At 51.9% G+C, this 25035-nt stretch carries 23 protein-coding genes and 1 pseudogene; 19 read left to right on the top strand and 5 right to left on the bottom strand.

From position 1 onward, the window contains the following. The first annotated feature begins 158 nt into the window (after positions 1 to 158). From EXW94_RS03135 to EXW94_RS03120, 4 genes are all read left to right on the top strand, one after another. Positions 159 to 2597, top strand: a complete 2439-nt coding sequence (locus EXW94_RS03135) for an SIR2 family protein (protein WP_047716066.1) — start codon at positions 159 to 161, stop codon at positions 2595 to 2597. Positions 2598 to 2882: 285 nt separating this feature from the next. Beyond that, the gene (locus EXW94_RS03130; protein ID WP_174339451.1) at positions 2883 to 4088 is read left to right on the top strand and encodes a restriction endonuclease; all 1206 of its coding nucleotides are present in this window, start codon (positions 2883 to 2885) and stop codon (positions 4086 to 4088) included. An 86-nt stretch (positions 4089 to 4174) separates the two neighbouring features. Continuing rightward, positions 4175 to 4774, top strand: coding sequence for a hypothetical protein (locus EXW94_RS03125; RefSeq protein ID WP_174339450.1), 600 nt, complete (start codon positions 4175 to 4177; stop codon positions 4772 to 4774). A 429-nt stretch (positions 4775 to 5203) separates the two neighbouring features. Next, entirely contained in the window at positions 5204 to 5605 is a 402-nt protein-coding gene (locus EXW94_RS03120) for an SgcJ/EcaC family oxidoreductase (protein WP_174339449.1), read from the top strand. Between the two features lie 55 nt (positions 5606 to 5660). Here EXW94_RS03120 and EXW94_RS03115 read toward each other — a convergent pair. After that, positions 5661 to 6117, bottom strand: a pseudogene (locus tag EXW94_RS03115) (hypothetical protein). A gap of 702 nt (positions 6118 to 6819) precedes the next feature. Between EXW94_RS03115 and cspA the strand changes: the two are divergent. Continuing rightward, on the top strand, positions 6820 to 7032 hold the full coding sequence (cspA, locus tag EXW94_RS03110) for an RNA chaperone/antiterminator CspA (protein WP_010430585.1): 213 nt from the start codon (positions 6820 to 6822) through the stop codon (positions 7030 to 7032). Positions 7033 to 7239: 207 nt separating this feature from the next. Next, positions 7240 to 7398, top strand: a complete 159-nt coding sequence (locus EXW94_RS28040) for a YnfU family zinc-binding protein (RefSeq protein ID WP_213329513.1) — start codon at positions 7240 to 7242, stop codon at positions 7396 to 7398. A gap of 43 nt (positions 7399 to 7441) precedes the next feature. Here EXW94_RS28040 and EXW94_RS03105 read toward each other — a convergent pair whose 3' ends face one another. Beyond that, positions 7442 to 8326: a LysR family transcriptional regulator gene (locus tag EXW94_RS03105; protein ID WP_174339929.1), complete on the bottom strand. Its 885-nt coding sequence runs from the start codon at positions 8324 to 8326 to the stop codon at positions 7442 to 7444. 114 nt (positions 8327 to 8440) lie between these two features. Here EXW94_RS03105 and EXW94_RS03100 point away from each other — a divergent pair, with 114 nt between their 5' ends. From EXW94_RS03100 to clcB, 9 genes are all read left to right on the top strand, one after another. Continuing rightward, entirely contained in the window at positions 8441 to 9568 is a 1128-nt protein-coding gene (locus EXW94_RS03100) for an alpha/beta hydrolase (protein WP_174339448.1), read from the top strand. Positions 9569 to 9617: 49 nt separating this feature from the next. Further along, positions 9618 to 10814 carry an MFS transporter gene (locus tag EXW94_RS03095; protein ID WP_174339928.1) on the top strand — a complete coding sequence of 399 codons (1197 nt, stop codon included), beginning with the start codon at positions 9618 to 9620 and terminating at the stop codon, positions 10812 to 10814. 72 nt (positions 10815 to 10886) lie between these two features. Next, on the top strand, positions 10887 to 11510 hold the full coding sequence (locus tag EXW94_RS03090; protein ID WP_174339447.1) for a glutathione S-transferase family protein: 624 nt from the start codon (positions 10887 to 10889) through the stop codon (positions 11508 to 11510). Between the two features lie 155 nt (positions 11511 to 11665). After that, the gene (locus EXW94_RS03085) at positions 11666 to 12403 is read left to right on the top strand and encodes a YoaK family protein (protein WP_126815450.1); all 738 of its coding nucleotides are present in this window, start codon (positions 11666 to 11668) and stop codon (positions 12401 to 12403) included. A gap of 276 nt (positions 12404 to 12679) precedes the next feature. After that, entirely contained in the window at positions 12680 to 13390 is a 711-nt protein-coding gene (osmY, locus tag EXW94_RS03080) for an osmoprotectant ABC transporter permease OsmY (protein ID WP_042718248.1), read from the top strand. A gap of 18 nt (positions 13391 to 13408) precedes the next feature. After that, a complete protein-coding gene (osmX, locus tag EXW94_RS03075; RefSeq protein WP_174339446.1) occupies positions 13409 to 14308 on the top strand; it encodes an osmoprotectant ABC transporter substrate-binding protein OsmX in 900 nt (299 codons plus the stop codon). Positions 14309 to 14316: 8 nt separating this feature from the next. Further along, on the top strand, positions 14317 to 14964 hold the full coding sequence (osmW, locus tag EXW94_RS03070) for an osmoprotectant ABC transporter permease OsmW (protein ID WP_006808875.1): 648 nt from the start codon (positions 14317 to 14319) through the stop codon (positions 14962 to 14964). Continuing rightward, positions 14964 to 16112: an osmoprotectant ABC transporter ATP-binding protein OsmV gene (osmV, locus tag EXW94_RS03065; RefSeq protein ID WP_010430562.1), complete on the top strand. Its 1149-nt coding sequence runs from the start codon at positions 14964 to 14966 to the stop codon at positions 16110 to 16112. The genes osmW and osmV overlap by 1 nt, the downstream gene beginning before the upstream one ends. A gap of 102 nt (positions 16113 to 16214) precedes the next feature. Next, positions 16215 to 17525: a voltage-gated ClC-type chloride channel ClcB gene (clcB, locus tag EXW94_RS03060; protein ID WP_174339445.1), complete on the top strand. Its 1311-nt coding sequence runs from the start codon at positions 16215 to 16217 to the stop codon at positions 17523 to 17525. Here clcB and bioD read toward each other — a convergent pair. From bioD to EXW94_RS03045, 3 genes are all read right to left on the bottom strand, one after another. After that, positions 17460 to 18155, bottom strand: a complete 696-nt coding sequence (gene bioD, locus EXW94_RS03055; RefSeq protein ID WP_042714599.1) for a dethiobiotin synthase — start codon at positions 18153 to 18155, stop codon at positions 17460 to 17462. The genes clcB and bioD overlap by 66 nt on opposite strands. 130 nt (positions 18156 to 18285) lie before the next feature. Then, entirely contained in the window at positions 18286 to 19506 is a 1221-nt protein-coding gene (gene mlc / locus EXW94_RS03050; RefSeq protein ID WP_174339444.1) for a sugar metabolism global transcriptional regulator Mlc, read from the bottom strand. A 121-nt stretch (positions 19507 to 19627) separates the two neighbouring features. Next, a complete protein-coding gene (locus EXW94_RS03045; protein ID WP_010430552.1) occupies positions 19628 to 20533 on the bottom strand; it encodes a LysR family transcriptional regulator in 906 nt (301 codons plus the stop codon). Between the two features lie 121 nt (positions 20534 to 20654). Between EXW94_RS03045 and EXW94_RS03040 the strand changes: the two genes are divergently transcribed. The 4 genes from EXW94_RS03040 (at position 20655) to EXW94_RS03025 (ending at position 25032) form a co-directional block, all read left to right on the top strand. After that, complete coding sequence (locus EXW94_RS03040; protein ID WP_010430549.1) at positions 20655 to 21908, top strand: MFS transporter; 1254 nt, start codon at positions 20655 to 20657, stop codon at positions 21906 to 21908. 74 nt (positions 21909 to 21982) lie between these two features. Next, positions 21983 to 23467: a carboxypeptidase M32 gene (locus EXW94_RS03035; protein WP_108416909.1), complete on the top strand. Its 1485-nt coding sequence runs from the start codon at positions 21983 to 21985 to the stop codon at positions 23465 to 23467. Positions 23468 to 23614: 147 nt separating this feature from the next. Next, a complete protein-coding gene (gene asr / locus EXW94_RS03030) occupies positions 23615 to 23935 on the top strand; it encodes an acid resistance repetitive basic protein Asr (RefSeq protein ID WP_029485059.1) in 321 nt (106 codons plus the stop codon). A 275-nt stretch (positions 23936 to 24210) separates the two neighbouring features. After that, the gene (locus tag EXW94_RS03025; protein ID WP_010430540.1) at positions 24211 to 25032 is read left to right on the top strand and encodes a serine protease; all 822 of its coding nucleotides are present in this window, start codon (positions 24211 to 24213) and stop codon (positions 25030 to 25032) included. Positions 25033 to 25035 lie beyond the last annotated feature (3 nt).

Here is a 25035-nt window from a genome sequence, read left to right as displayed (position 1 = left end):
GTGATATCGATTAGTAGTACGGATAGCATTTTAACCAGAATATTACTACTAGGCATAGTATTTCAATTGTGTTGCTAGTTGCATTTTGCTGCCCTCTCATATTAAATTATTGACATACTCGATTTATCTTAGCTTAAACGATATAACGGAAAATCATAATGACAGATACCAAAATCGATTGGGGTTTTTCAGTTCGCAATTTTGAGGATCATGAAACGCAACAATTTTTAAGGGGCATCCTTATCCAAGACTCCTGTGTACCTTTCCTGGGAGCTGGTTTTACTCGAGGAGAGAAAGCAAGACATAAGGTCGTTCCTGGTGGTGGTGAATGGATGGAGATAATGCGGCAACAAATAAAAAAGTCTCCTGTCACAGAAAAGCCATCCGATGATGAATTAAAAAAATTCAGCTTTCAGGAACTTTCAGATATTTATTTTAGGGAAAAAATAGTTTCATTAGAAACTATAAAATCTGATGTTAATAACTGTTTTACCGATGTAAAAATAGATAATGAATCCAAATTAAATTTTTTATCAGTTGACTGGCCATATATTTACACTCTGAATATTGATGATGGTATCGAGCGGGCTATAGATGGTGTGAAAGTATTACCTTATCGAGAATTTTCTAGATATGAACAGCGTCGATATGTTTATAAACTACATGGTGATGCAGAAGATGTGATGACTGCTGCAAATCACGATGAGTTAAGAGTTATATTTGGCAAGGCTGACTACATTAATAGCTTAAATAATAATAAATATTTAATTAGTGGATTGACCAATGATTTTTTTGAGAAGAATATTATTTTTATAGGTTGTAGCCTTAATGATGAATTAGATATTGCATATGCATTAGCTAATCCTGAACTCGCAAATAAAGATATCAATACTGCTCGTATTTTTATTACTTCAGATCCCTTAACTAGTTATGCGGATAAAAAGAAGTTAAAATCATACGGTATAACAGATGTAATAATAACTGATTATTCTAATTTCTACGATTTTGTAGCATCTGTTGCACATAGAGAGGAGCATCAGTTACCGGCCATAGAATCTTTCCAGTATGTTAATAATAACGAATCTTTTACTGGGAAAAATTTTGCTTCATATTTATTACAAAGCGGATGGAATCAAGAAAAAAACCCGGGGGTTGTTTCGGTTCCTCGAGTGATCGAACAAACGGTTCTTGATAGAATAAATGACCCGCTTATTGTTATTTGGGGAAGAAGATTTTCTGGTAAATCTACTATTTTGTTTAGGATTGTGGAAAAAGCAAGAACACGCAAACGTTATCTTGTACACTCAAAAAATTCAATGAGTATAAGGGCCTTTAATGACATATTTAAAATCAAGGATTCATTGATAGCAATTGACTCAGGAGCAATTCATTTTAATCAACTTAAAAGTATATCTCAAAAAACAGATATTCTGAGAGAAAATAATACAACTATTGTCCTAACTGTTTCTAGAGCTGATTTAAATGCTTTTGGTAGTGACTTTGAGGACGAGGCTATACAGCTCCAATCTCGGCTATTTGGAAATGAGATTCAGGACATCAACAAACTGCTTGATACTCAAGGTTTGCAGAGGTGGTATGGGAGAGCTAGTATTTTAGATAACATCTTCGTACTTGCTAAATCACCAATCGTAACACAAATACTTAATACTCAATCAAAATTGGAAGACCGTATTATTAGCATTTGTAACGAAAGAAATGGGGATGAAAATGTAACTGGATCTAGTAAGTTAGAGTTTTCGCTCCTTTTTTATCTAGTTAGCAGAGAGAAAATATTTTCTTTAGTACATCGCGATCTTATCCGTAGTTACGGATTAGGATACTTGCTTAATACACATTTAGGTCATTTTGCTAAAAAATGGGCCCCATTTATTGAGTATGAAAAGACTGATGTTATTAGCGCCAGAGCAGAAAAATCTGGCTATGTTACTGTTTGTAATTCATATGCTTGGATACAGCTTGCTGTAAGCATTTTCTCTGAGAAATTAGGTGTCAAAAGAACAGCCTCTTTTATAGCTGAATTATACCAATGTGTATCTTCAATAGATCAAGGAGCACACAAGATTATCATGTTTGATAATCTTAATGCCATTTATAGTCCGACACTGCAGACTAATCGAGATTGGTGTAAAAAAATGATCACATCAGTTTATGAAGAACTCGTTACATATTGCGCTCAAGATCCTGATTATTGGTTACAAAGAGCGAAAGGCATTTACTATCTCTCTGACAGAGAAGATGAAATTCGTATTGCAATTGAATATTGTAAAAAAAGTATAGTTGAAAGATCGATCAAGACTCGTATCAACTCAAAGCTTACCAAAGCTAATTTATTGGGTAAGCTTTGCATGATTACAGATTACATTAATGAAGAAGATATTTCTGATGCAATTCAAGCTTATGCTGATGCAATTAATGATCGTGATTCCAATAGCTCATACATTGATGGACTCTTAAAAAAGAACAGAGATGGTTTTGGATATATGAAAAAAGTCTGTGAAGAAGCAAGCAAGAAGATAGCTTTACTTCCTAAAAAGACTGACATTGGCCTGATACAGCATTATATAAATAACGCCTAGACGTTTTTAATATATATTTTATTGTCATTGCGTTTATTAAGCGCGCCTTTTACTGGGCGCACTTAACTTATTTAGAATTTCATTATACTTATGTATTTCTCAACTAATCTAATGCCCGCTCATCGCTCATAGCGGACCTTTAGCTCATTCATTTAGTCCGCTTCGTGCCAGTTGCGGACGTTACTTACATCATCTTGATAATCAATGCGGGCAAGACTAGATTATTTATATTTGATATATCTAAGCAAAGCGAATCTCCACAATGATATTTATAGGAATAGATAAATGGCTGATATTGATTCTCGATACAAACTAAGCGGATCTTTAAACCCCAGTTCGCTTCCCATACTTGCTGCTGACATTCTTAAATGGTCTCTTGGTCATACTAAGGTTCGCATTCTAGATGGCCCTGGTGATGGTAGAAGAGATATCCTTTCAATAACTCCTGAAGGCATACCGCATTTAACCCAGTGCAAACACCACTCTGATGACACAAAATCTGTTAGCTCACGAGAAACAGATGAGATTGTTATAGCTTTGGCAAAGTTTGGAGTTAACTCTGCTTTATTTTTTACGAATGGCCGCATTTCTCCACAAGGAAAGCGTGAATACATTGATAATTTTCCAGGGTATTCTCTTGACTATATTGACGGCGACTTAATATTGCAATATGTTGAAGAAAGCCCGTTACTATCGCGAATGTGGCTCCACGGTTCTACCCTAGGAATGATTACCCATCGCTTGCTTATCCCCTTCATCATTAGGAATATAAGTGACGATAGCATCGTAAAATTAAATGAAACTCAATATGAAGATATTTCTAAATTTTGGGGGGCGCGTGAATTATTTGAGCCATTCCGAGCATCAATTAAAGCTGGAGGCATTGGTGATTTGTCGGCTAATTCGATTAGCGGAGAGTATAGACTATCCCTGACAGAACTGCCTATTTCTATTGCTAATATGAAACAGGATCTATTGCAAACATTAAAGAAAACTTATACTGGAGTGTCTGTAAGATTTGGTAAACCCGCTTTGATTAATCCAAAATCTAAAAATGAGGACGACAATATTTGGATAGGAGGGATTGAGCCAGAGAGTTACATCATAAATTTTAATGGGGAAATAAAGACAGAAAAGGAATGGCTTCTTCCTGAACTGGGAGAGGACTGGCAATTCCCTGATAATATTTCAGTTGCTGAAGTTGAGTGGGCCGGTTGGTTTTCAGAAAATCACGATGCATTCTTGATGTACGAACTTTTATGGCCTTATGTCGCTGGAAGCAATCACTTGGTTGATGTTTGTGAGCATTCTGAACGAGAGGCCGTTAATCAATCACTTTTTGCCGCTGTAAATAAGGAACAACTAGAATTAATACTTCAAGTTCTTGTTCCTCAACCTGACTGGTTTGAAAGCTTGGGAGGGGAAACTGTTCTAGGATGGCTACATCCTTTTTTGTGTAATAATAAAAAAAGCAACAAAGAAGCATTTTAATTGAAGATGGAAAATACATTCCTTTTCATCCAGAAGCAGAAAGATTTTTTGTAGAAGCAGAAAATATTCGTAGTCAGCTTAAAATAATGGGTATTGATGAGTTTGAACCTGCTCGAGCAATTCATTTGGCTGCTGCATTAGCAAGACCACTGGTCTATACAAAGTCATTTGATAGAGCACCTGCAGCACAGATTTTGGAATATTACGGTAATATACCGTCACCCATTTATTTACTCGATCGTAGCATGACTTACTTACAAATGTGGGTAAGCTCTGATGAATCTGTTTTTGATGTGGATATAGATATTAAAACCTTAGAAGCTCAACTTCCGGATGGGTTGACGCTTAAGCTGGATGTCAAAATGGGAAGGCGCACAGAACGGTTATTTGCGATGGTGAAGTTAACAGCTAAAAGTATTGGTCCTGAAAGTGCCACCCAACATGCTAATCGATTAATGAATCTTGTGAGCAATATGACTCCAACACTGAAAGAAATCGTTGAATCAATTTGGCCTGGAGCTGTGTTGGCAACAAAACGTTTTTGGCGCGATGAAGTCGGCATGTTTTTTGAAGGCGGTAAATTTATAGGCCGTCCATGGGTTATGCTGATGCCTCATAATAACGCTACCGACCAGTCTCCGAAGCTATATATTATTCGACCCGATCAGTTAGCAGAAAACAAATAGATAATAGAGGGCTCGTTGACCACTTTTACCTTCGGAGCCCTATATCAAGTCCACACATTCATTTTGATTCTAAAATGTGCATATAACGTATATGATTGTTTTAGACATCCAACATTTTACGCCAAAACCGCCAGCTGTAACTGTGTTTTATGAGTGTAACGCATGGATTACGACAGTTCCAAAATGGCTTGCATGCTATGATTTTCACTTTCTGTTTTAGCAAGGATTTGAAATCTAGTAGAGAAAAATCAAGGCCATAACGAGAGAACTATCTTCTAAGTGTTAATGTCCGTTTCTCGCTCTTAGCAGACCTAACGTTACCTCCCCCACCTCTTCCCCCCAACGCTACCAGCCATAAAACCTGGTAGCTATACAAACGCATCAGGCTGTTACGTTAATACGTGTTTACCCCTTAACGAGGAATCGCGCATGACCCCACACCCGCTACGCCAGATCATTGAGTCCTGTGACCACGCCATCACCACCAAAAACTATGACGCCCTGATGGAGTACTACGCCGACGACGCGGCTCTGGTAGTTAAACCCGGCATGACGGTTAAAGGCAAAGAGAACATACGCAGCGCGTTTATTGCCATCTCGGATTATTTTCAGGGCCAGCTGATTGTCGAACAAGGAGAGATGCAGGTAATCGAAGGTGGCGGCAATGCCCTCGTTATCATGGAAACCGTACTGCGTTTTCCTGATGGTCAGCGTGGGACAACAGAAATGTCGCGTCGCGCGACATATGTTTTCCGGCAGGAAAGCGACGGTCGCTGGCTTTGTACTATCGACAACTCCTACGGTACGTCGCTTCTGGATAACGGGAACTGATCGCATTAATTACATGGTTTCAAAGGGGCGCTACCGTCCCTCCCCGTCAGCGTCCTTAATGCGCAGTAATGCGCGGCTCCTTCACAAACTCAGCCAGCAGCCACACCATATCGTGCAGCAGGCCCGTTAGCTCTTTCGCTACATGAGCGGGCAGCGTTCCCCCCATCACCGCTTGCGTCAGCGCCAGAACATAGTCCACCTGAGTCAGGGTGTCCTGCCAGCAGTCCGGCAACGCAGGAGTTCAGTTTCTCACCCATGATCAACTGTTCTATTAGGTGGGGAGGAAGATCGACATCGCAGAGTTTACGCAGCCTGCGCAGGGCCTGAAGAAGACGCTCACACAGCGCAGTACGGCTCGTGGCATCATCGGTTTCGACCAGCACGCTCACCAGCGCGGCGCAGTTGTCGGCGATGTCAAATAGATCGGCATCAGCCGGTAGTGGTCGGGAGATAAGTCGCAGAATGACGTTTTCGTCAGACGGAAGATAAGTCAGGGTTGGGATAGTAGCCATCGTAAGGCATCCTCAGTGTATAAAAATTGGGTGAACCACCCGATGAGTTCCTACGCTCGAGGGGGTAGCGCTGACAGAGGTAGGAATACCGCCCACAGAGAAAACGGCCAGCCTTGCGGCTGCTCCGTCAGCGCCACCGCAATTTTAACGAGATCGGCGCTGTCGCGACATATAAATATCGCTCTGTAGATGCGGGTTCCTACGCCCGATTGCAGATGTGCCGCAACGCAGGCACTTTACGACCGCGACCCGTTGAGAAAAAGACCTAACACTTAATTTCATAAGGTTACTTTGCGGTTTGCGAGGCGCCTTCCAGAATGACAACGCTGCCCTCAATTTTAAGCGTATCAATCACCGCTTCAGGCGCAGGCGACACGCTACGGTGCGGATATTGGGTTCTTGCCAGGCCTCGGCAGCTAATAGGATATTCAGAATATTATCAGCCGTTCAGCCATCCGGGTGTTTAAATGGTTAAAATAAAATAATATTTACATTGCGGTAATAAATATTCTATGTCTTAATAGCGTCATCGGTTTGGAAAACAGACCTTATGAAAGCAGTTTTAGTAAAGCAGTCCTCAGTTCAGGTGTTATCCTTAGATATCCCTTCTTCATGAGCCTTCTCCTAAGTGCCAAATAAGTAACTCTCTCAATACAGGCCATCATCGCCGCACTATGTGGCTCATAAATTAAGGAATTATCTATGTCTAATAAAATGACTGGTTTAGTAAAATGGTTCAACGCAGATAAAGGTTTTGGCTTTATCACTCCTGACGACGGCAGCAAAGATGTATTCGTGCATTTCTCTGCAATCCAGGGCGATAACTTCAAAACTCTGGATGAAGGTCAGAAAGTGTCCTTCACCATTGAAAATGGCGCTAAAGGCCCTGCGGCCGGTAATGTCACTGCACTGTAACAGGTGCTCATTATCAGTGGCGCTTACGATAGCGATGAAGGCGTTGGCCTGAGCAGTTATGTGCTACTGATAATAAAATGAACCCGCCCCGAGCGGGTTTTTTATTTATACTTCCTGACGTCTTCATCTCTTCAAATATTGTTAAATAATAAGTAATCATCATTTTAATCGTGTATTGTTTTTGTCCCCTTATAGCAGGAGCTCCCTATGTCAGTACGTAAAAAAACACAAACTCATCGTAATTATTTAGTGAAATGCACATGTCCAGGCTGTGCAAAAGATTCAGAACACAGCTTTAGCCGCGTTCAGAAAGGCTCTCAACTTGTCTGTCCGTCTTGCAATACCCTCTTTAAATCTTCCAAATGAATGAAGGCGTGTTCCTGCCATTCTCTTTATCCCTGAAATAAAGCTATATTTTTAGCGTATCGATCACAGCCCTCAGGGCAGGCGACACGTTGCGGTGCGGATAATAGAGATACAACCCGTCCATGCGCAGGCTATAGCGCTGCAACACCCTGATCAGCGTTCCGCGCTCCAGATCGTCAGCCACCAGCTCCACCGGGACATAGGCCAGCCCAAGCCCCAGCCGGGCGGCTTCAGCTTCCATGTAGCTGTCAGACAGCGCCCATTGTCCCTCTGGCCGATGGGTGATTTTTTTCCCGTCCTGCACCAGTTCCCACTGATAGTCACTACCGTCGGCAAACTGATAGGCAATGCAGGGATGATCCACTAAATCGGCTGGCGTCTGCGGAAAACCGTAGCGTCTGAAGTGTTCCGGGGCAGCCACTGCGGCCATTTCCATATCAGGCGTGATACGCACGGCAATCATTCCCTGCCCCACTTCCGGCCCCAGTCTGACACCCGCATCGAACCGCTCGGCGATAATGTCGACGAAGCGGCTTTCATTCATCAGTTCCAGCCTGATGTCTGGGTAACGCTGTTTAAAAATGGCGAGCTTTGGCAGCAGACATTTATCGATAGCATGCTGGCTGGCATTAATACGCACCGTGCCGGACGGCGTCTGACGATAATGTGCCAGGGTCGCCAGACCCGTATCGAGCGTATCGAATGCAGACTCGGCGGTCTGATAAAGCTGTTCCCCGGCATGGGTGAGCGAGAGCTTGCGCGTGGTGCGGACCAGAAGTTGAACGCCCAATCGCTCTTCCAGCTCGCGAACCGAGCGGCTGATACCGGATTGCGCCAGCCCAAGCCGAAGCGCGGCCGCCGTGAAGCTCCCCTCCCGTACCACCTGCATGAACAGGTACAGCTCATTATAGTTTTCCCGTTTTGCCATCATGCCTACCGATTTATAACAATAAGATATGAATCCTAGCAGCTTTCGCCCTCTAATCAGCACTATTTCTGCTAACTATAATGACCGCAACACAACAACCCAGGGTTCATTTCCATGAAAACATTTACCCAAAAACTGTCCGTTGCGATGCTGCTATGTGCATCATTAAGTGGGGTGACAACAATGAGTTATGCAGAAACCACCAACCCAAACGCACCTGTTTCGATGGTGACCACATGGGACAAAACCTTTTCCGAAAGTGACAAAGTCGATCACCGTAAGGTGTCTTTCCAGAACCGATACGGGATCACCCTGGTGGGCGATCTGTATCTTCCCAAAAACCGCGGCGACCGCAAGCTGGCGGCGATTGCGGTCAGCGGGCCGTTTGGTGCAGTCAAAGAGCAGTCCAGCGGCCTGTATGCGCAGACCCTGGCGGAAAATGGGTTTGTGACCCTGGCGTTCGATCCGTCCTATACGGGCGAAAGCGGTGGCCAGCCGCGCAACGTTGCGTCTCCGGATATCAATACCGAAGACTTTAGCGCGGCGGTGGATTTCCTGGGGTTGCAGAAAGAGGTTGATCGTAACCGCGTTGGTATTCTCGGCATCTGCGGCTGGGGCGGTATGGCGCTGAATGCGGCCTCCATGGACACCCGCGTGAAAGCGGTCGCCACCAGTGTGATGTACGACATGAGCCGGGCGATGGGCCACGGCGTGGGCGACGGGAAAGATCGCTATTCAACGTCTGACCGCCGTGCCGTTCTGCAGTATCTGAACGCACAGCGCTGGAAAGATGCTGAGAACGGGACCTTCGCGCACGGCGGTCATGACATTTATGTCGATGAAAACGGCAAGGTGACGGCAGCTGAACGTATTCTGCCAGAGGCGTTGCCAGCAGACCCGCATCCGGTACTGAAGGAGTTCTATGACTACTACCGCATGCCGCGCGGCTTCCACGCGCGCTCCGTCAACTCCACCGGCGCATGGACCGCGACCACGCCATTATCCTTTATGAATATGCCGCTGCTGAGCTACGCCGGTGAAGTGACTATCCCGACGCTTATCGTAACCGGTGAAAAGGCACACTCCCGCTACTTTGCGGAAGATGCGTTTAAAGCGGTCGGCAGCAAGCAGAAGGAACTGGTGATTGTTCCGGGCGCAAACCATGTCGATCTGTACGACAACGTTGCCGGGAAGATCCCGTTCGGCCAGTTTGAACAGTTCTTCAAAACCAGCCTGAAATAAACCTCTCCGCCGCCCGTGTTGAGCGGGCGGTGCTTTGTGAAAGATGACTATGTCCACTCTGAACCCTACCACCTCACAGAATGAGGAACGCGCGCACTGGGGCGGTATTTTTGCCATGACCCTGTGCGTATTTGTCCTGATTGCCTCGGAATTTATGCCCGTCAGCCTGCTCACGCCTCTTGCCAGAGATTTGGGCGTTACAGAGGGGCTCGCTGGCCAGGGGATCGCGATTTCCGGCGCGCTGGCGGTTCTGACCAGCCTCTTCCTTTCCCGGCTTGCCGGGAATATGAACCGCAAACACCTTCTGCTGGGCATGACGATCCTGATGGCGCTCTCGGGGATGATTATCGCTTTCGCCCCAAACTATCTGGTTTACATGACAGGCCGCGCGCTGATCGGTATCGCAATAGGTGGGTTCTGGTCCATGTCTGCCGCAACGGCCATTCGCCTTGTTCCGCGGCATCAGGTATCGCGCGCGCTGGCGATATTCAACGGGGGGAACGCGCTGGCGACAGTGGTGGCAGCCCCACTGGGGAGCTATCTCGGCGCCACCATTGGCTGGCGCGGTGCCTTCCTGTGCCTGGTTCCTGTAGCGATAGTCGCCTTCATCTGGCAGTGTTTTAGCCTGCCGGGTATGAAAGGGAATCAGTACGATGCCTCGCGTGGAAGCGTTTTTCGTTTGTTCCGTCAGCGAGTGGTCTCTGTGGGTCTGCTGGCCTGCGGCCTGTTCTTTATGGGACAGTTTGCGCTGTTTACCTACGTGCGGCCGTTTCTTGAAACCGTCACGCAGGTCAGTCCCTCTGGCTTATCGCTGATTTTACTCACCATCGGCGTCGCGGGTTTTGTTGGCACACTGCTCGTTGCCATGGTTCTGAACGCGGCGTTTTACCAGACGTTAATCGCCATTCCCCTGCTGATGGCCGTCATTGCAGGCGTGTTGATACTGACCGGTCACAGCCTGTGGATCGTTGCCCTGCTGTTAAGCTTTTGGGGGATGCTGGCGACGGCGGCCCCCACAGGATGGTGGACATGGATTGCACGAACGCTGCCGCAAGATGCCGAAGCCGGTGGCGGGTTAATGGTCGCCGTGATCCAGCTCGCCATTGCGCTCGGCTCAACGGCGGGCGGTATGGTGTTCGATCATAGCGGCTGGCAGAGCACGTTTGCATTGAGCGGAATATTGCTCCTGGGCGCGGTTGTGTTGACGCTTCTGCTTTCGCGTCTTCACAAATCACTCGCCGGATGATTTGTTGACGCTTTTCTTCACCGCTGGTGTATTGTTTTTAAACGATTCATCACTTTGAAGAGAAGCGGCGACATGATTAACATCCTCGGCAAAACCACCTCCATCAATGTTCGTAAAGTGCTCTGGACCTGCGAAGAAGCAGGCCTCGCGTATCAACAGGAAGATTACGGCAGCGGTTTTGCCTCAACGGAAACGGATGCCTTCCGCGCGCTGAACCCCAACGCCATGGTGCCGGTACTGATTGACGGTGATTTCGTGCTGTGGGAGTCCAACGCCATCTGCCGTTATCTGGTGCGCAAGGCCGGAAATCACGCGCTGCTGCCCGCAGAGCCGCAGGCCTGCGCCAACGTTGAGCGCTGGATGGACTGGCAGGCAACCGAATTCAATAACGCCTGGCGCTATGTCTTCCCGGCGCTGGGGCGTAAAAACCCGGACTTTAACGACCCTCGGCGCATTGCGGCGGGAATAAAAGAGTGGAACCACTGCATTACCATTCTGGAAAACCAGCTGCAGCACACCGGAGCCTTTGCAGCGGGCGAGACGTTTACCCTTGCGGACGTGGTGCTTGGGCTGTCGGTGAATCGCTGGAAGATGACGCCGTTTGATAAGCCCGACGTGCCCGCGATTGAGGCCTGGTTTGAACGTCTCAACCAGCGGCCGGCGTTTTTGCGTCACGGCAATAACGGCATGATGTGAAGTATTTACGCCCCCATGTTGAGCAAGGATATTTTATTTAATTACTTAACCCTGAAAGTCGCCTGAGGGAATAATAATTAAGCCATATCCTGGACAGCCCGTTGCACCGCTTTGCTAGCCTGACTATTCAGGCAACGCTCAACCTGGAGGTATTTTTGCTGATTAGACTCAAGAAAGAACGAACGCATAAGGAGGATCGCCGGCTTGCTCTCTGGCTGGCGACCTCGGCAGGTTTGCTGAATGCCATCGCCCTCGGCGCATTTGGTTTTTTCCCCTCACACATGACCGGCAACACCTCACAATTATCCAGCGAAGTCTCTTCCACCGACCTGAGCGATATGATTTTTTTCGGGTCGATTATTCTCTCCTTTGTCGCAGGCGCCATTATTGCGCGCACAATCGTGATATGGGGCATTATCCATAACGTCCGGCTGGTTTTTTGCCAGATCCTGTTTGTTGAAGGGATATTGCTGACCGGCGTCTCCTTCTACGAAATGTTTTTTCATACCCTCACGAGCAACCGAGAAATTATTCTTTTTCTGTGCGGCCTGATGGGCATTCATAATTCCACTTCCACGCAGCTGTCCAGCGGACGGGTGAGATCGACGCACATTACCGGGACGCTGACAGACGCGGGAATATCCCTGGCCTCCGTACTGGTGGCAATGCTCCGCAGGGATTACTCCAAAGATACGGCGGCACAAAAAAGCCAGTTGAAAACCCACTTAACCACCCTTTTCTCGTTTATCACGGGCGGTATCGCGGGACTGCTGCTGTTCAGGTGGATCGGGTTTAACGCCATGCTGGCGCTCGGGTTGATGCTCGCCGTGGTCGCTATCGTTTCAATTATCACCGTCTCGACGCGGGTTCGACGGGTGCGTGCCTCTCAATGAAGATTGAGATTGATATTCGGTGTAAGCGCCTTTTGAATGTGACAGCGTCACTTTTAAAAAAGCGCTTTAGGACTATTCTGTCTGCACCTCTATCAGCCCTTACGCCATAAGGCTTAACCCGAGGTTGTCACTGTTTTCATAGGGTTACTGATTTTACCCCTTCGCTGGAACCCTTCCCAAACGCTTGCTATAGGTGAAATACCCCTGCCGAAACATGGCATAACAACAGGCAACCGGTGGTTGCTATAACGCATGCGCACAGGGAGACACACCGCAATGCACCCATTACTCAAACGCTCGCTGCTGTTTGTCGGCGCCATTATCGTGGTTCTCGCCCTCCTCGTCTGGGGCATTGGGCTGGAGACGATCAGGGCGCGCCAGGTTGACCTGGTCTATCTCGGGCAACAGCACATGATTCTGGTTTTCTCATCGATGTTTTTTGCCCTGCTGGTCGGTATTCCGAGCGGGATCCTGCTGAGCCGCCCTGCGGCGCGAGGTATCGCCGAATATGTGATGCAAATCTTCAACGTCGGCAATACGCTGCCGCCGCTGGCCGTTCTGGCGCTGGCGATGGTGGTGATTGGCATAGGCGATACGCCCGCCATCATCGCCCTGTTCCTCGCCTCGCTGCTGCCGATAGTGCGTAACACCTACGCCGGGCTGTGCTCGGTCCCGCCGTCGCTGCTGGAAGCGGCAAACGGCATCGGAATGACCAAATGGCAGCGTCTGCGTCAGGTTGAGCTGCCAGCCGCCTGGCCGGTCATGCTCTCGGGGATCCGCATCGCCACCGCAATTAACGTCGGGACCGCACCGCTGGCGTTCCTGATTGGTGCCAGCAGCTACGGCGAGCTGATTTTCCCCGGTATTTACTTAAACGATTTCCCGACCCTGATCCTCGGCGCGGCGGCAACCGCCCTGTTCGCCCTGATCCTCGATACCCTGCTGGCGGCGCTGGGTCGCGCGATGAGTCCCCATCTCGCTCGATAACAATAACAAGGAGCTTTTATGAGACTGTTTTCCGGCCTGACGGCACTGTGTGCCGCGGCGCTGTTCACCAGCCAGGCAATGGCGGCCCCGCTGATTCTGGCGACCAAGAGCTTTACCGAGCAGCACATTCTTTCGGCAATGACCGTGCAGTACCTGCAAAAGAAAGGTTTTCAGGTACAGCCGCAAACCAACATTGCCACGGTGATTTCCCGCAACGCGATGATCAACAAGCAGATTGACATGACCTGGGAGTACACCGGCACGTCGCTGATCATCTTTAACCACATCAACAAGCGCATGTCACCGCAGGAGTCCTGGGAGACGGTAAAACGCCTGGACGCGAAGCACGGTCTGGTCTGGCTCAAGCCTGCCGACATGAACAACACCTATGCCTTCGCCATGCAGCGCAAGCGCGCCGAGGCGGAACATATCAACACCATGTCGGAGATGGTGGCGAAGATTGAGCAGATCCGTAAAACCAACCCGGACAAAAACTGGCTGCTGGGCTTAGACCTGGAGTTTGCCGGACGCAGCGACGGCATGAAGCCGCTTCAGGCGGCCTACAACATGGAGCTGGATCGCCCACAGATCCGCCAGATGGACCCGGGCCTGGTATACAACGCCGTACGCGACGGGTTTGTCGATGCCGGACTGATTTACACCACCGACGGGCGCGTGAAAGGCTTCGACCTCAAGGTGCTGAAAGACGATAAAGGCTTCTTCCCGAGTTACGCGGTGACGCCGGTGGTGCGTAAAGACACACTGGAGGCCAACCCCGGTCTGGAAGAGGCGCTCAACACCCTCTCTGCCCAGCTCAACAACGACGCTATCACCGAACTGAATAAGAAGGTGGATATCGACCATCAGTCACCGCAGCAGGTCGCCCGAGATTTCCTGCGTAGCAAACAGCTGCTGTAGGAGGCGCCATGGAGACGATTCACTACATTCTGGACAACTGGGATTACCTCTTAACCCTGACGCTGCAGCATCTGTGGCTGGTGGCGCTGGCCGTAGGTTTAGCCATCATCATCGGCGTACCGCTGGGCATTCTGATTGTCCGCCACAAGTGGCTGGCAACGCCGGTGCTGGGGATAGCCACCATCGTGCTGACCATTCCGTCCATCGCCCTGTTTGGCCTTATGATTCCGCTGTTTTCGCTGATCGGTCAGGGGATTGGTGCCCTACCCGCGATTACGGCGGTGTTTCTCTACTCGTTGCTGCCGATTGTGCGTAATACCCATACGGCGCTCGACAGCCTGCCGCCGGGCCTGCGCGAAGCCGGGCGCGGTATCGGCATGACCTTCTGGCAGCGCCTGCGCTGGGTTGAGATCCCGATGGCGCTGCCGGTGATTTTCGGCGGGATCCGCACCGCCGTGGTGATGAACATTGGCGTGATGGCGATTGCCGCCGTGATCGGCGCCGGCGGACTGGGCCTGCTACTGCTCAACGGCATCGGCGGAAGTGATATTCGCATGTTGATCGCGGGCGCGCTGATGATTTGTCTTTTAGCGATTGTGCTCGACTGGCTGCTGCACCGTCTGCAGGTGGTTCTGACTCCAAAGGGGATTCGATAATGATAAAACTGGAAAACCTCACCAAACAATTTTCACAGAAGCATGGCCAGACCTTTAAGGCCGTTGATAACGTCAACCTGAACGTGCCCGAAGGGGAAATGTGCGTCCTGCTCGGCCCGTCCGGCTGTGGGAAAACCACCACGCTGAAGATGATTAACCGCCTTATTACCCCGAGCAGCGGGACAATCCTGATCAACGGTGAAGACACCAGCGGGATGGACACCGTCACCCTGCGCCGCAACATTGGCTACGTGATCCAGCAGATTGGCCTGTTTCCGAACATGACCATCGAAGAGAACATCACCGTCGTGCCGCGCATGCTGGGCTGGGATAAAGCGCGCTGCAAAACCCGCGCCGAAGAGCTGATGGATATGGTGGCGATGGATCCGCATAAGTTCCTCAACCGCTACCCGCGCGAGATGTCCGGCGGCCAGCAGCAGCGTATCGGCGTAATTCGCGCCCTTGCGGCGGATCCTCCAGTGCTACTGATGGATGAACCCTTCGGCGCGGTGGACCCGATCAACCGCGAGGTGATCCAGAACCAGTTCCTGGAGATGCAGCGCAAGCTGAAAAAAACCGTCATGCTGGTGAGCCACGATATCGACGAAGCCCTGAAGCTCGGCGACCGTATTGCGGTGTTCCGTCAGGGGAAAATCGTGCAGTGCGCCAGCCCGGATGAACTGCTGGCGAAACCGGCGAATGAGTTTGTCGGCTCGTTTGTTGGTCAGGACCGTACGCTGAAGCGTCTGCTGCTGGTATCCGCAGGAGACGTGACCGACCAGCAGCCGACCATTACGGTGCGGGGTTCTACCCCGCTTCCCGAAGCCTTTTCAACCATGGATGATAATGACATTCGCGCGATTACCGTGGTCGATGAGCACGGCAAACCGCTGGGCTTTGTGAAGCGTCGCGAAGCGCGTAACGCCAGCGGCACCTGCGCCGACATCCTGCATCCGTTCCGCATGACCGGCAAGGCGGAAGACAACCTGCGTGTGGTGCTTTCACGTCTGTATGAGAGCAATACCAGCTGGATGCCGATCGTGGATGAGGACGGGCGCTACAACGGCGAGATTTCTCAGGACTATATTGCCGAGTACCTGAGTTCAGGGCGTACGCGCCGGGCGCTGAATATTCATAGTGAGAGTTAATCTTTCAGGCCGGGCATCGCCCGGCTTTTTCGCACGCATACCTTTTGCTAACCCCACGATTTCCCGCCACAATATTGTATCTTTCCCGTTGACTCGCGACCCATGCAACGTCTTCACGCCTACCCCGACATTCGCGCGATGTTTCGCCGACTCCTGATTGCCACCGTCACCGGCGTGTTGGCCGCGCTGGCCGTTGCGGTATTCCGCCACAGCATGTATCTGCTGGAGTGGCTGTTTCTCAGCAACGACAGCGGCAGCCTGGTGAACGCCGCCGCCGCATTATCGCCCTGGCGACGGGTGCTGACGCCCGCGCTGGGCGGTCTGGCTGCTGGGCTGCTGCTCTGGGGATGGCAACGGTTTACCGCGCAGCGGCCTCACGCGCCAACCGATTATATGGAAGCGCTGGAAACCGAAGACGGACAGTTTGATTACGGTGCCAGCCTGGTGAAATCACTCGCTTCTTTGCTGGTGGTCGCCAGCGGCAGCGCCATCGGGCGTGAAGGGGCGATGATCCTGCTTGCCGCCCTCGCGGCTTCCCTGTTCGCCCGGCGCTTTACCCCTAAATCAGAATGGAAATTGTGGATTGCCTGCGGGGCCGCCGCCGGGATGGCCAGCGCCTACCACGCCCCCTTAGCCGGAAGCCTGTTCATCGCTGAGATCCTGTTTGGCACGCTGATGCTGGCCTCGCTCGGCCCGGTGGTGATTGCTGCCGTGGTCGCGCTGCTTACGACCCGCCTGCTCAGCCCCGGCGCAAACACCCTTTATTCGGTTCACCTCAGCGAGAGCCTTACCGCGGTAGATTATTCCCTGATTGTCGGCATGGGACTGCTGGCCGGGCTGTGCGGTCCGCTGCTGATGTGGCTGATGGCGTACAGCCACGCTCTGTTTCTGCGCCTTAAGCTTTCGCCGCCGTGGCAGCTGGCGCTGGGCGGGCTGATCGTTGGGCTGCTGTCGCTGCTGACGCCGAAGGTGTGGGGGAATGGCTACAGTGTGGTTCAGGCTTTTCTTCTCGCCCCGCCGTTGCTGTCGGCGATTGCAGGCGTGTTTATCTGTAAATTGCTGGCGGTACTGGCAAGCAGCGGCTCGGGCGCGCCCGGCGGGGTGTTCACACCGACGTTATTTGTCGGCATGGCGACAGGAATGCTGTTTGCGCAGCTATCCGCGCTGTGGTTTCCTGGTGCTGAGACGGCAATTTTGCTGGGACTGGCAGGTATGGCAACGCTGCTGGCTGCCACGACGCATGCGCCGATTATGTCGGCACTTATGGTCTGTGAAATGACCGGGCAGTATTTTTTACTGCCCGGCTTGCTGGTCGCGTGCGTCGTCGCGTCGGTACTGTCGAGGACGTTACGCCACGACTCTGTCTACGGACCCCATACTGCTGAAAGCAGAGAGGTCGATGTATTGCGCTAATTCGCGCTGCTCGGCGCGCGGCAGGTAGGGCAATTCACCCACTAAAGGCCCGGGGAGTTTTTTGCTCAGCACATCGATGATTTCAGCGTAGTGCGCAAGCCCCGGGTTAATACGGTTAGCCACCCAGCCCACCAGCGGCAGGCCGTCATTGGCAATGGCCTGTGCCGTCAGGAGGGCATGGTTGATGCACCCTTCCTGAATGCCGACCACCATCACCACGGGCAGCTGTTCCTGCACCACCCACTCGGAAAGCGGGCGTAAATCATTCATCAGGCTGCGCCAGCCGCCGGTACCTTCAACCACAACGTGGTCAACTTTCTCGCTCAGGCTCGCCAGACCATCGGAAAGCAGGCTGTAGTTGATCAGACCGCTGTGCGCCACGCTGCTCTCATCCTCGCTCAGCGCGATAGGATTTACCGCGTGATAAGGTAATTCAATGGACGAAACGCTTTGCAGCACCAGGGCGTCTTTATTACGCAATCCGTCTGGCGTCTCTTTACTGCCTTTTGCGACCGGTTTGTACCCTGCCACGCGTTTACCGCTGGCTGCCAGAGACTGCAGCAATGCGCGGGATACGACGGTCTTGCCGACAGAGGTATCAGTACCAGTAACAAAGAAACGCTTAAGCATGACTCATTCCACCTCTTGGGTATGCTTCGAAAATATAAACCAGGTAAATAATTCAGTGGGGGAAGTCTACGGGATGCGTGCGCTACCCGGCTTGAGATAGCGCAATATTTCTTACATCTATGGAAAAGAGTTAACCCTGCAACAAACGGATCAGTAAAGAGCCGTTATACATCGCATCTTTCACCAGCGCGGCACCGGCCATGGTTCCCTGGTTCGAAAACTGGGTGCTTTCGACCGCGATGTTTTTACTGTACGCAGGCAGCGCCTGCTGGTTGATGCAGGCAGAAATCGCCGGAAAGAGAATATCCGCCGCCTGGCTGAGCGGTGAACCAATCAGAATTTTTTGTGGGTTAAACAGATTGACCATAATGGCGAGAATGCGGCCCACGTTGTTACCGACGCCCGTGATGATATCTTTCGCCAGTAAATCCCCCTGTCGGGCTGCCGCGCAGAGAGAATCCACGGTAAGCGGCTGGCCGTGAAGCGAGGAGCTCATCGACTGGCTGAGCCTCACCTGCGCCAGTTCCAGCACGCTTTCGACGCTGGCAATGGTCTCCAGGCAGCCGTGATTCCCGCAGTAGCAGCGTTTACCGTACGGGTCGACCTGCGTGTGACCGATTTCCACCAGGCTGCTGCTTCCGGCGTGCAGCAGGCGACCGTCGGTAATCACCCCCGCCCCCACGTTGTGATCAATCACCACCTGAATAACGTCGCGCGCGCCGCGTGATGCGCCAAACAGCGCCTCCGCCATGGTCCAGGCGCTGATATCATGCTGAATGTAGACGGGCACGCCGGTATGGTTTTTCAGCACCTCACCCAGCGGCATCTCTTTGACATTCTCATAAAACGGCATGCGGTGCACGATGCCATTCTCGGTATCAATGATACCCGGCATGGTGATAGCAATTGCCGTTAACCGTTCAAGCCGCTGCTGATGGCGGATAAAGAAGTGATCGATATGGGTCAGGATGGCGTCAAGAAGCGGTTGTTCCGCATCGAGCGGGAGCTCCAGCCGGTCTTCCACCACCAGCTTGCTGCTGAGATCGCGCAGCGCAAGGAAGATCTCCCCCCGGCTAATGCGCAGTGACAGGTAGTGCCATGCTTCCGTTTCTACCACCAGCCCGACGGCAGGACGTCCACGGCTGCCCGGCTCCTGTATTTCCGTCTCCTGGACCAGGTGAGCTTCCAGCATTTCGCGGACTATCTTGGTGATACTGGCGGGTGCCAGTTGTGCCAGGCGCGAAAGATCGATACGCGAAACCGGACCGAGCTGATCGATCAGGCGATACACTGCGCCTGCATTGGTCTGCTTAATCTGATCAATATGCCCTGGCTGGCTATCAGCAACCACCTCGTACTCCCTTATTTTCGAGCTTCGAAATAAACTGTTGGCTATGGTGAAGCACTTCACCAGGCGTCGTCAAATATTTACTTAGCCATGTGATTTACCGCACGTTTTTACCCCAGTTTCCCTATAAATATCGCCCTGCCGAGGCTGTGATGAGCTGCTTTTTAAACCGCTGCGCCGCCTGACTCTGTTCGCGATGTTTTGACCAGACCAGCCACATCTCTGAAACCGCCTCTTTTTCGGCAATCGCCACCCAGCGCATTTCCTGCAATTGTACCCGCTTAAAGGACGCCGGGAGAATAGAAACTCCAAGTCCGGCGGCAACCAGACCAATAATAGTCATAGCCTCCCCCACTTCCTGAGTAATCACCGGAGCGAGATCGTGACGACGCATCAGGCCCAAAATATCGTCATACAGACCGGTGCCGACCTGAGGGTCAAAAAAGACAAAGGGCTCTTTTGCCAGCTCTGCCAGCGTCACGGAAGCTTGCGACGCCAGAGGGTGATCCTGCGGGATCATCGCCATCAGGGGTTCGCGCAGGATAACCTGCCATGCCAGGGTATCCGGTAGCGCGGTGTTACGCATTAGCCCCAGGTCGAGCGCCCCCTCGTTGAGCGGAGATATTTGCTCGCGGGTGTTTATTTCGCGGGTCTGAATATGCACGTCCGGGAAATGACGGCGGAACGATGAAAGGGTTTCTGAGACGGCGCTGATGAAGGGTGCCGACGAGGTAAAGCCGATCCGCAGTTCGCCTGTCTCCCCCAGATACAGCCGCTCCGCCCTGGCAGCGGCGTCATCCACCATGCTCAGAATTTGCCTGCTGTCGGCCAGGAACTGCTTGCCCGCGGCGGTCAGGCTCACGCTACGGTTCGTACGCGCCAGCAGACGCGCCCCAACCTGCTGTTCGAGGATCTGAATTTGCTGGCTGAGCGGTGGTTGAGAGATGTTCAGCCTCGCCGCCGCGCGGCCAAAATGCAGCTCCTCTGCTACCGCCACAAAGTAGCGTAAATGACGGAGTTCGATATTCATATTTTTAAAGTATCATTTGAGATTATTAATATATTAGACAGAATATTTACATTTTCCTACTCTGATCTTGTGGTCATACCCGTCACCAGAAATCACGGGGATGTTTAAGCAAGGAACATGTGTGAGTCGTACTACTACCATTGATATCACTCCGGCAAATGATATTGATGATTTACCTGCAGCATCTCAGCCGGTGCAGTTTATTAAACGTGGTACCCCTCAGTTTATGCGCGTCACGCTGGCGCTTTTCTCAGCGGGTCTCGCAACCTTTGCCCTGCTCTATTGCGTTCAGCCGATCCTGCCCGTGTTGTCCCACGAGTTTGGCGTGTCGCCTGCGAGCAGCAGTATTTCGCTTTCTCTCTCCACCGGGATGCTGGCGGTCGGTCTGCTGTTCACCGGGCCGCTCTCAGATGCGATTGGCCGAAAGCAGGTCATGGTCACCGCACTGATGCTGGCCTCCGTCTGTACGCTGCTTTCGACGATGATGACCAGCTGGCACGGTATCCTGATAATGCGTGCGCTGATCGGGTTATCGCTGAGCGGCGTCGCGGCGGTCGGGATGACCTATCTCAGCGAGGAGATCCACCCGAGCTTTGTCGCCTTCTCTATGGGGCTGTACATCAGCGGGAACTCCATCGGCGGGATGAGCGGACGCCTGCTGAGCGGAGTGTTTACCGATTTCTTTAACTGGCGCATTGCGCTGGCGGTGATTGGTTGCTTTGCGCTCGCCTCTGCGCTGATGTTCTGGAAAATTCTGCCGGAATCACGTCACTTCCGCCCGGCGTCCCTGCGTCCCAAAACGCTGTTTATCAACTTCCGCCTGCACTGGCGTGATAAAGGGCTGCCGCGCCTGTTCCTGATGGGTTTTCTGTTGATGGGTTCGTTTGTCACGCTGTTTAACTACATTGGCTATCGCCTGATGCTTTCTCCGTGGCATCTCAGCCAGGCGGTGGTTGGCCTGCTTTCCGTGGCGTACCTCACCGGCACCTGGAGTTCGCCAAAAGCCGGAGCGATGACCGCACGCTACGGTCGTGGCCCGGTGATGCTGTTCTTCACGGCGGTGATGCTGGTCGGGCTTCTACTAACGCTCTTCTCCTCTCTGTGGCTGATTTTTGCCGGAATGCTGCTCTTCTCTGCAGGCTTTTTCGCCGCCCACTCGGTCGCCAGCAGCTGGATCGGCCCGCGCGCCCGTCGCGCAAAGGGCCAGGCCTCGTCGCTGTATCTGTTTAGCTATTACCTGGGATCAAGCATTGCCGGGACACTCGGCGGCGTGTTCTGGCACAACTACGGCTGGAACGGCGTGGGCGGGTTTATCGCGCTGATGCTGTGCGCGGCGCTGCTGGTGGGGGCCAGTTTGCATAAACGTCTGCATTAACATTCTGCGGCCTTCGTGTTTAAATCGAGCCGATGCTAATTTTTGTCATCGGCTGATTCAGACACGAGGACTTCATGAAAAACAATAACTACCAGCAACTCACCCGCACCTTCCAGCGTCTCTCCCGCTTCTCCCACCTCTCCTCCATCGCCAGTTGGGACATGTTCACCATGATGCCACCGGGCGGCAGCGCCGCGCGCGGTGAAGCGCTGGCGGAGATGAGCGTCCTGCAACACCAGATCCTGACAGATAAAAAAGTGGGTGACTGGCTGGCTGCCGCGGCAAGCGAAGACCTGAATGATGTCGAACAGGCCAACCTGCGTGAAATGACGCGCCATTATCAACAAGCAACATTGCTACCCGAATCACTGGTGGAAGCCAAATCGCTGGCAGGCAGCAAATGCGAGCACGCGTGGCGTACTCAGCGCCCCGCCAACGACTGGCAGGGGTTTTCCGTCAACCTGAAAGAGGTGGTGAAACTGAGCCGCGAAGAGGCTCGCCTGCGCGCCGACGCCAAAGGGTGTTCGCCCTACGACGCGCTGCTCGATATTTTTGAACCAGACATGACGAGCGCGCGTCTGGACGTGCTGTTCGGCGACATGAAATCCTGGCTGCCGGACCTCCTGGCAAACGTCGTGGAAAAACAGGCTCAGCGGTCATTCGTTCCGCCGCAGGGCCCTTTCCCGACCGCGACGCAGCGTGAGCTGGGTCTGGAAACCATGAAGATGCTCGGCTTCGATTTTAACGGCGGTCGTCTGGACGTCAGCGCCCACCCGTTCTGCGGCGGCGTGCCGGAAGACGTGCGTATCACCACGCGCTACGACGAGGACGAGCTGCTGAGCGCGCTGTTTGGCGTGATCCACGAAACCGGACATGCGCGTTACGAACAAAACCTGCCGCGCGCCTGGGCCGGACAGCCCGTGGCGCTGGCGCGCTCAACGGCAATCCACGAATCTCAGAGCCTGTTCTTTGAGATGCAGCTCGGGCGTAGCGAGGCCTTCCTGAAGCATCTGCTACCTGCCGTTCACGCCCGCTTTGGCAGTCAGGCTGCGTTCAGCGAAGAGAACTTTATCGCCTGGAACCAGCGCGTGAAGCCGGGCTATATCCGCGTTGATGCGGACGAAGTGAGCTACCCGGCGCACGTGGTGCTGCGCTATGAAATTGAACGCGCGTTGATCAACGGCGACATTGAGGTGGACGACATTCCGGCGCTGTGGGATGAGAAAATGCAGGCCTGGCTTGGGCTATCGACCAAAGATAACTATCGCAACGGCTGTATGCAGGATATCCACTGGACCGACGGCGGCTTTGGGTATTTCCCGTCGTACACGCTGGGTGCGATGTACGCTGCGCAGCTCTTCCACGCCGCGAAAACGGCGCTTCCGGGTCTGCAAGCATCTATCGCTGACGGCGATTTCTCAGCGCTGTTCGACTGGCTGCGCCAGAACGTCTGGCAGCACGGCAGCCGGTTTAGCACCTCTCAGCTGATTACCCAGGCGACGGGGGAAGATCTGAATATCCGCTACTTCCGCGAACACCTGACGTCACGCTATTTGTAATCGACATCGCCGGGGGAACCCGGCATTGTACAAACGGTTACACGCCGATACCAATCACTCACGGAAACCCCGAGTTTACAGGGATATAGTTCTTTCAACGGCCCCCGCAGTGGGGTTAAATGAAAAACCAAATTCGAGGGTATGAAAATGAAAAAAGTATTAGCTCTGGTTGTTGCCGCTGCTATGGGTCTGTCTTCTGCTGCATTTGCTGCTGAAACTACCGCGACCGCAACACCTGCTGCGGCTCCAGCTGCAACCACCACCGCTGCGCCAGCCAAAGCGGTTCACCATAAAAAACATCACAAAGCAGCAAAACCTGCTGCAGAGCAGAAAGCCCAGGCCGCTAAAAAGCACCACAAAAAAGCGACCAAACCTGCTGTAGAGCAGAAAGCGCAGGCTGCTAAAAAGCATCACAAAAAAGCAGTAAAACACGAAGCTGCTAAACCAGCTGCACAGCCAGCTGCGTAAGAGTACAAGCTAAACCGTGCCCTTCGGGGCACGTTGGTAAACCGGCGCTGAACCGACCAGTTCCGCGCCGTTTTTTTATCCGGAGGGCGTATGCTGCGGCGCTATCGGTTTGAGCTCATTCTTATCTTGCTTATTTTATGCGCGCTCATCGCAAGCCAGTTTTATCTTTCCTGATTGTAGCACGCTGATTTTACTCCCACTTTCGCGCTGTCCCGTCTATAGTATTTTCATAGGGTTCACTTTTAATAATCATAATTACCCCACCAGAGTGTGATATGCGTAAATCTGTTGTGTTGTTACTGGGAACGTTTGGTCTTTTTTCAGGATTCTTACATGCGGACGATGGTGATGAAGACGCTATCAGCGCCAAAGAGGTCAAGACCCTTTTTTTTGGTCATGATGACCGCACGCGGGTTACCGATCCGACGCAGGCCCCCTGGGATGCCATAGGACAACTGGAAACGGCCAGCGGTAACTTATGTACCGCAACATTAATTACGCCTCAACTGGCACTGACGGCCGGTCATTGCCTTCTCATGCCACCAGCCGGTAAACCGGATAAAGCTATCGCCCTGCGCTTTGTGTCGCAAAAAGGGGTCTGGCGCTATGAGATCCACGGCATTGAAGGACGGGTTGATCCCTCTCTGGGTAAACGCTTAAAACCGGATGGTGAGGGCTGGATTGTACCCCCTGCCGCCGCATCCTGGGATTTTGGGCTGATTGTTCTGCGTTATCCGCCATCGGGTATCACACCCCTGCCCTTATTCGACGGTGACAAAGCCGCGCTGACGGCGGCACTGAAAGCCGTCGACCGAAAAGTGACGCAATCCGGCTACCCGGTCGATCATCTTGATTCTCTCTACACGCATACGGACTGCACGGTCACTGGCTGGGCGCAAAACAGCGTGCTCTCGCATCAGTGCGATACGCTACCGGGTGACAGCGGGTCACCGCTGATGTTGAAAACCGAGAATGGCTGGCAGTTGATTGGTGTTCAAAGCTCTGCCCCATCCGCCAAAGACAGATGGCGCGCCGACAACCGTGCCCTGTCGGTTACCGGTTTTCGCGACAAGCTGGAAGCGCTCGCGCAGCAATAAAAA

Origin of the sequence: Enterobacter sp. JMULE2, assembly GCF_013337145.1 — a bacterium.
GTDB lineage: Bacteria > Pseudomonadota > Gammaproteobacteria > Enterobacterales > Enterobacteriaceae > Enterobacter > Enterobacter mori.
Note: the sequence above shows the minus strand (reverse complement) of the source record. Positions and strands in the feature narration are given on the sequence as shown.

What these genes read in the sequence shown, in the direction of transcription:
- EXW94_RS03135 (WP_047716066.1), top strand. Translation starts at nt 159, where the DNA reads ATGACAGATACCAAAATCGATTGGGGTTTTTCAGTTCGCAATTTTGAG.
- EXW94_RS03130 (WP_174339451.1), top strand. Translation starts at nt 2,883, where the DNA reads ATGGCTGATATTGATTCTCGATACAAACTAAGCGGATCTTTAAACCCC.
- EXW94_RS03125 (WP_174339450.1), top strand. Translation starts at nt 4,175, where the DNA reads ATGGGTATTGATGAGTTTGAACCTGCTCGAGCAATTCATTTGGCTGCT.
- EXW94_RS03120 (WP_174339449.1), top strand. Translation starts at nt 5,204, where the DNA reads ATGACCCCACACCCGCTACGCCAGATCATTGAGTCCTGTGACCACGCC.
- cspA (WP_010430585.1), top strand. Translation starts at nt 6,820, where the DNA reads ATGTCTAATAAAATGACTGGTTTAGTAAAATGGTTCAACGCAGATAAA.
- EXW94_RS28040 (WP_213329513.1), top strand. Translation starts at nt 7,240, where the DNA reads ATGTCAGTACGTAAAAAAACACAAACTCATCGTAATTATTTAGTGAAA.
- EXW94_RS03105 (WP_174339929.1), bottom strand. Translation starts at nt 8,326, where the DNA reads ATGGCAAAACGGGAAAACTATAATGAGCTGTACCTGTTCATGCAGGTG.
- EXW94_RS03100 (WP_174339448.1), top strand. Translation starts at nt 8,441, where the DNA reads ATGAAAACATTTACCCAAAAACTGTCCGTTGCGATGCTGCTATGTGCA.
- EXW94_RS03095 (WP_174339928.1), top strand. Translation starts at nt 9,618, where the DNA reads ATGTCCACTCTGAACCCTACCACCTCACAGAATGAGGAACGCGCGCAC.
- EXW94_RS03090 (WP_174339447.1), top strand. Translation starts at nt 10,887, where the DNA reads ATGATTAACATCCTCGGCAAAACCACCTCCATCAATGTTCGTAAAGTG.
- osmY (WP_042718248.1), top strand. Translation starts at nt 12,680, where the DNA reads ATGCACCCATTACTCAAACGCTCGCTGCTGTTTGTCGGCGCCATTATC.
- osmX (WP_174339446.1), top strand. Translation starts at nt 13,409, where the DNA reads ATGAGACTGTTTTCCGGCCTGACGGCACTGTGTGCCGCGGCGCTGTTC.
- osmW (WP_006808875.1), top strand. Translation starts at nt 14,317, where the DNA reads ATGGAGACGATTCACTACATTCTGGACAACTGGGATTACCTCTTAACC.
- osmV (WP_010430562.1), top strand. Translation starts at nt 14,964, where the DNA reads ATGATAAAACTGGAAAACCTCACCAAACAATTTTCACAGAAGCATGGC.
- clcB (WP_174339445.1), top strand. Translation starts at nt 16,215, where the DNA reads ATGCAACGTCTTCACGCCTACCCCGACATTCGCGCGATGTTTCGCCGA.
- bioD (WP_042714599.1), bottom strand. Translation starts at nt 18,155, where the DNA reads ATGCTTAAGCGTTTCTTTGTTACTGGTACTGATACCTCTGTCGGCAAG.
- EXW94_RS03045 (WP_010430552.1), bottom strand. Translation starts at nt 20,533, where the DNA reads ATGAATATCGAACTCCGTCATTTACGCTACTTTGTGGCGGTAGCAGAG.
- EXW94_RS03035 (WP_108416909.1), top strand. Translation starts at nt 21,983, where the DNA reads ATGAAAAACAATAACTACCAGCAACTCACCCGCACCTTCCAGCGTCTC.
- asr (WP_029485059.1), top strand. Translation starts at nt 23,615, where the DNA reads ATGAAAAAAGTATTAGCTCTGGTTGTTGCCGCTGCTATGGGTCTGTCT.
- EXW94_RS03025 (WP_010430540.1), top strand. Translation starts at nt 24,211, where the DNA reads ATGCGTAAATCTGTTGTGTTGTTACTGGGAACGTTTGGTCTTTTTTCA.